The organism is Streptomyces sp. SID14436, from assembly GCF_010548465.1.
Classification (GTDB): domain Bacteria; phylum Actinomycetota; class Actinomycetes; order Streptomycetales; family Streptomycetaceae; genus Streptomyces.
The window spans coordinates 1-1,892 of record NZ_JAAGMD010000013.1 but is presented as its reverse complement, the minus strand read 5'-3'; the positions used below and the strand labels follow the sequence as shown (position 1 = coordinate 1,892).

The window sequence follows — 1,892 nt, the reverse complement described above, 5'->3', positions numbered from 1 at the left end:
GCGGGCGGGAGCCGTGGCCGGGAGCAGGGCGGCGGGGGCCGTGTCCGGCGGCGCGGCGGCAGGATCGGTGGCCGGTGGTCCCGGCGCGGGTGCGGAGGGCGGGCCGGCGGAGGGGGACGGAGGGGGCGCGGGTGACTGGGGCGGCATGGCGGTGAAGCCCTTTCGAGAGCCGTGGGGCGCTCCCGCGGGTCACCTACGGGCGGTGATCCGCGTCGCTTCGGGGCGGGAGCTCCCGTCCTGACAGAGCGGTGATCTCTCCCACCTCCCCAGCCTTCCGGGGCCGCGTCCGTCCGCGGCCGGACGGCAACAGTACCGGACGCCGCACGGCCCCCGCACCGCCGCGACGATCTCCGGCACCCCGTACGGTGGGAACCGGAACCGCCCCGCACCCCGCAACGGAATCACCGATCACGTGAACATCACCCGAGACTTCACCGGCCGCCCCCGCACGGCCGGCCCGGAGCTGCCGCCCGGCCAGTACGACGCACGCGACACCTGGCCCGTGCTGTCCGCCGAGGTCACGCCCGACCTGTCGCCCGCCGACTGGACGTTCCGCGTCGACGGCCTGGTGGCGGAGGAGCGCACCTGGGACTGGGAGCAGGCGCACGCCCTGCCGGCCTCGGCGTACGAGGGGGACATCCACTGCGTGACGGGCTGGTCGAAGTTCGGCGTGCGGTTCGGGGGCGTGTCCCTGGACGCGTTCCTGGACGCGGTCCGGCCGCTGGAGTCCGCGACCCACGTGGTGGCGTACGCGCACACCGGGTACACCGCCTCCCTGCCGCTGGCGGACGTGCGCGGCGGGCGGGCCTGGATCGTCTGGGACCACCACGGCGAACCGCTGACGCCCGAACACGGCGGCCCGGCCCGGCTGGTGGTGCCGCACCTGTACTTCTGGAAGAGTGTCAAGTGGGTCGCGGGCCTGCGGGTCCTGGACCACGAGGAGCCGGGCTTCTGGGAGGGCAACGGCTACCACCCGCGCGGCAATCCCTGGGAGGAGCAGCGGTACTCCGGTGACTGAGACCGAGATCCCGGGGACCGTCCCGGAGCGTTTCCGGCCGCCGACGCGGTTCGCCGTGCCCGGACGCATCGCCGTGAGCGAGCGGACCGCCTCCCGGTGGCGGACGGCCACCCTGACGGAGATCCGCCGGGAGACGCCCCGCGCGGCGACCTTCCGCTTCGCGGTGCCGGACTGGTCGCCCCACGTGCCGGGCCAGCACCTGATGGTGCGGCTGACCGCCCCCGACGGCTACGTCGCCCAGCGGCACTACTCGATCGCGTCCGCGCCCGACGACCCCGGGCACTTCGAGCTGACCCTCGACCGGGTGGCGGACGGCGAGGTGTCCGGCTGGTTCCACACCGTGGCCCGGCCCGGTGACCGGGTGGAGGTGCGCGGCCCGCTCAGCGGCTTCTTCGCCTGGCCCGGCGACCGGCCCGCGCTGCTGCTGGGAGCCGGGTCCGGGGTGGTGCCGCTGATGTCGATGGTGCGGCACCACCGCGCCCGGGGCCTGTCCGTGCCGCTGCGCCTGCTGGTGTCGGCGCGCAGCCCCGAGGAACTGATCTACGCCCGCGAGTACGGCGCGGAGACCACGCCCGTGTTCACCCGGAGCGCCCCGCCGGGCGTGCCGGCGGGACGCATGACGGCCGATCACCTCGCGCCCCTCTTCGACCGGCGGCCGCCCGGCGGGTGGGAGGCGTACGTGTGCGGGTCCAACTCCTTCGCGGAGCACGCCTCCAGGCTGCTCGTGGCGGCCGGTCAGCCCGTGGACCGGATCCGGATCGAGCGCTTCGGCTGACGCCCCGGCCGGCGCCCGTGACGATGCGGCCCGTGCGCGGGATCCCGCCGTTTCGCCGCGGTGGTCGCGGGCACCCCTGCCGCAGGGCCGGCGGCGCGT

Annotated in this window: 2 protein-coding genes; both read left to right on the top strand. The window is 75.9% G+C overall.

The genetic code is table 11. The features are described 5' to 3' along the window. The first annotated feature begins 412 nt into the window (after nucleotides 1-412). Nucleotides 413-1,018, top strand: coding sequence for a sulfite oxidase-like oxidoreductase (locus G3I53_RS00590; protein WP_164332738.1), 606 nt, complete (start codon nucleotides 413-415; stop codon nucleotides 1,016-1,018). 7 nt (nucleotides 1,019-1,025) lie between these two features. Beyond that, a complete protein-coding gene (locus G3I53_RS00585; RefSeq protein WP_343240530.1) occupies nucleotides 1,026-1,793 on the top strand; it encodes a ferredoxin reductase in 768 nt (255 codons plus the stop codon). Nucleotides 1,794-1,892: the final 99 nt, after the last annotated feature.